4 protein-coding genes are annotated in these 3716 nt (G+C 69.6%); all 4 read right to left on the bottom strand.

The window, feature by feature from the left end; translation table 11 throughout:
• Nucleotides 1-502, bottom strand: a 502-nt coding sequence (locus tag G6019_RS14300; RefSeq protein ID WP_309230258.1) for a DUF294 nucleotidyltransferase-like domain-containing protein, incomplete at its 3' end; no start/stop codon positions are given.
• A gap of 190 nt (nucleotides 503-692) precedes the next feature.
• The gene (locus G6019_RS14295; protein WP_017836986.1) at nucleotides 693-1031 is read right to left on the bottom strand and encodes a P-II family nitrogen regulator; all 339 of its coding nucleotides are present in this window, start codon (nucleotides 1029-1031) and stop codon (nucleotides 693-695) included.
• Between the two features lie 28 nt (nucleotides 1032-1059).
• Entirely contained in the window at nucleotides 1060-2355 is a 1296-nt protein-coding gene (locus G6019_RS14290) for an ammonium transporter (protein ID WP_107758111.1), read from the bottom strand.
• Between the two features lie 246 nt (nucleotides 2356-2601).
• Nucleotides 2602-3716: signal recognition particle-docking protein FtsY (gene ftsY / locus G6019_RS14285; protein WP_241726072.1), on the bottom strand; the 1115-nt coding region annotated here is incomplete at its 5' end.

Genomic DNA, 3716 nt, shown 5'->3' with positions numbered 1-3716 from the left:
CGAACCGCGAGGCGATCTGGTCGCGCCACTGGCGCCGGGCGCCGTCCACCACGAGGGCTCCGAGGTCCGCGTCACCCGCGATGACCCGGGCGTCCAGCAGGCTCAGCCCCACCGCCACGTCCGCGGCCGCCACCGCGAGGCACTGGTCGACGGTCCGCACACTGTGGTCGAGGCCCACGCCCGAGTCCCACAGGGGGTACCACATGGCATCGGCGAGCTCCCCGACGTCCCGGTCGGGACGCCTCTCGTGCACCAACACCAGGTCGAGGTCGGAGTACGGGAGCACCTCGCGTCGGCCGAGCCCCCCGAACGCGACCAGGGCGAATCCGGATCCCGGGCCGATCCCCGCCTCGTCCGCGAGCCGCCCCAACTCCATCTCGTACAGCTCGCACAGGGCGTCCCGCAGGTCCGCGGCCGGGAGGTCCGCCGAGGTGGCGGAGAGGATCTGCTCGCGTCCGGCCCGCAGCGCCATGGCCCGCTCACCGTCCCCGGTCACGCTCACGACGTCTCTCTTTCCCTCATTAGTGTGTCTCCAGACTGTAGGCCCCGTGTCACCTGGCGGCGGCTACGGTGTTTCGCTTCCGTGAACGCCCCCGCACGCACACCGAGAAGCTCGGTGAGACAGGCGGAGTCATCGAGAAACGCGGTCGACCCCGGTTCCGGGGTCGACCGCGCCTCGTGGTGTTCCTCGGTCAGATCGCGGCGTCGCCCGCCTCGCCGGTCCGGACCCGGACGATCGTCTCGACGGGGGTCACCCAGACCTTCCCGTCGCCGATCTTGCCGGTGCGCGCGGCGTCCACGATCAGCTGGACCACGGTGTCGGCGGTCTCGTCGTCGACGACCACCTCGACCCGGATCTTGGGCACGAAGTCCACGGCGTACTCCGCACCGCGGTAGACCTCGGTGTGGCCCTTCTGCCGGCCGTAACCCTGGACCTCACTGATGGTCAGTCCGTGGATTCCCGCCTGTTCGAGTGCTGCCTTGACGTCATCGAGCGTGAACGGCTTGACGATCGCGGTGACGAGCTTCATGTCAGGGGTTCCTTTCGCAGTGGTCGGCTCAACGGATGAGCGCGTTGGTGGAGGCCTCGTACGCGGACTCCGCGTGCTCGGCGCCGTCGATGCCGGACTGCTCGTCCGTCTCGCTGATGCGCCACCCGAGCGGGCGGCAGATCCCGTAGGCGATCGCGGTCATGATGGCCGTGAAGACGAGTGCCGCCACGGCGATCACGATCTGGACGACGAGCAGCCTCCACCCGTCGGCCGAGTAGAACACGCCGGCGTCCGTGTCGTAGGTGCCGGTGGCGAGGAGGCCGATGGCGACGGTGCCCCAGAGACCCGCCACGAGGTGCACGCCCACGACGTCGAGCGAGTCGTCGTAACCGAAGCGGTGCTTGAGCCCCACGGCGAGGGCACACAGGGCGCCGGACACGGCACCGAGGGCGATCGCGCCGAGGGGATGGACCGACCCTGCGGCCGGGGTGATGGCGACCAGACCCGCGACGACGCCCGAGGCGGCACCGAGGCTGGTGGCGTGGCCGTCCCTGATCCGCTCGGTGAGGAGCCACCCGAGCATCGCGGCGGCCGTGGCGACGGTGGTGTTGATCCAGGCGAGACCGGCGGCGCCGTTGGCGCCGAACGCCGAACCGGCGTTGAACCCGAACCAGCCGAACCACAGGAGACCGGCACCGAGCATGACCAGCGGGAGGTTGTGGGGACGGAAGGCGGTGCGTCCGAAGTCGTAACGCTTGCCGATGAGCAGGACGAGGACCAGTGCTGCCATACCGGCGTTGATGTGGACCACGGTGCCGCCGGCGAAGTCGACCGGGGCGACGGCGGCGACGAGGCCGCCCTCACCGTCGTCGACGGTGCCGAAGATCATCGCGGCGAGGCTGTTCTCGGAGTGCGACAGCAGGCCACCACCCCAGACCATGTGGGCCATGGGGAAGTAGGCGAGCGTCACCCACACCGCGGCGAAGACCAGCCAGGTCCCGAACTTCACGCGCTCGGCGATGGCTCCCGAGATGAGGGCGACGGTGATGATGGCGAAGGTGACCTGGAATCCCACGTCGACGACCTGCGGGTAGGCCCCCGAGGCGGACATGACCCAGTTCTCGGCGTCCCCGATCACCCCGGCGAGACCGAACATCTCGAAGGGGTTGGCGAAGAGCCCGAGGATGTCCTGCTCGCCGTAGGACATCGACCAGCCCCACAGCACGTAGACGATTCCGACGACCCCGATCGCGCTGAACGACATCATCATCATGTTGAGCACCGACTTCTGGCGGGACATCCCGCCGTAGAACATCGCCAGTGCGGGCGTCATGAGCAGGACCAGGGATGCCGCCATGAGCATCCAGGCCGTGTCTCCCGTATCGATCTCCGTCGTCGCCTCCTGGGCGAGCAACAAGACACTGTCACCTCTCACGGTGAGGTCCTCCTCGTCTCCATGGTGAGCGTTGGTCACTCACTCCTCGGGTCAGAAGAATTCCTTTCCGCTGTTTCGGTGAGTGCGCGGTCATGTTTCCGGGCTGTAACGTGGCGCGCCCTGTGGTTCCGATCATGTGTCCCGGGCCCGGCCGCGCCCCGGGCCCCGCGCGGATCAGGTGCCGAGAAGGGCGTCGACGAACGCCTCGGGCGCGAACGGCGCGAGGTCGTCGGCCCCCTCGCCCAGCCCGACGAGCTTGACCGGGACGCCGAGTTCGTGTTGGACCTGGAACACGATGCCGCCCTTGGCGGTGCCGTCGAGTTTGGTCAGCACCACCCCGGTGATGTCGACGACGTCCTTGAACACGCGCGCCTGCATGAGACCGTTCTGCCCGGTCGTCGCGTCGATCACCAGGAGCACCTCGTCGACGGGGGTCTTCTTCTCCACGACCCGCTTGACCTTGCCGAGCTCGTCCATGAGACCGGTCTTGGTGTGGAGGCGGCCGGCGGTGTCCACCAGGACCGCGTCCACCCCGGTATCGACTCCCCGGGAGACGGCGTCGAACGCCACGGACGCGGGATCCGCGCCCTCCTTGCCGCGGACGACCTCCGCTCCCACCCGTTCGGCCCACGTCTGGAGCTGGTCGGCGGCCGCGGCGCGGAACGTGTCGGCGGCCCCGAGCAGGATGTCGCGTCCGTCGGCGACCAGGACGCGGGCGAGCTTGCCGGTGGTGGTGGTCTTGCCGGTGCCGTTGACCCCGACCACCAGGATCACGGCGGGTGTGCCGTCGTTCGGCAGCGCACGCAGTGAACGGTCATATTCGGGATGCAGGTTGTCGATAAGGGTCTGCCGCAGCAGGTCCCGGACCTCGGCCTCCGTGCGGACCTGTCTGGTCGCGATGTCCCCGCGCAGGCGGTCGATGACGCGCTGGGTGACCGCGGTGCCCAGGTCCGCCATGATCAGGGTGTCCTCGATCTCCTCCCACGCGTCCTCGTCGAGATCACCGGCGCCCAGGAGGCCGAGCAGGCCCTGTCCCACGGCGCCCTGGGAGCGCGCCAGCCGACCACGGAGGCGGTCGAGACGCCCCTCGGACGGGTCGATGCGCTCGACCGGGGCCACCGGGGAGGGGGCACCGGTGATCAGCTCGGTCGTCGGGACCGGGACCTCCTCGTCCGGGACCTCCGGCGGGACGACGACCGGTTCGACGGGCGCCGGTTCGACGACGACGGTGTCCTCGCTCGGACCGGACAGTGTGTCCGGCTCGGGCGCGACCGGGGTCTCGGCGGGCC

The sequence above is a fragment of the Dietzia sp. DQ12-76 genome (genome assembly GCF_014145045.1).
Lineage (GTDB): Bacteria > Actinomycetota > Actinomycetes > Mycobacteriales > Mycobacteriaceae > Dietzia.
Note: the sequence above shows the minus strand (reverse complement) of the source record. Positions and strands in the feature narration are given on the sequence as shown.

Bases quoted from the DNA above. Each gene is read 5' to 3' on its own strand.
- G6019_RS14290 (WP_107758111.1), bottom strand. From the start codon at position 2,355: ATGCTCATGGCGGCATCCCTGGTCCTGCTCATGACGCCCGCACTGGCG.
- G6019_RS14295 (WP_017836986.1), bottom strand. From the start codon at position 1,031: ATGAAGCTCGTCACCGCGATCGTCAAGCCGTTCACGCTCGATGACGTC.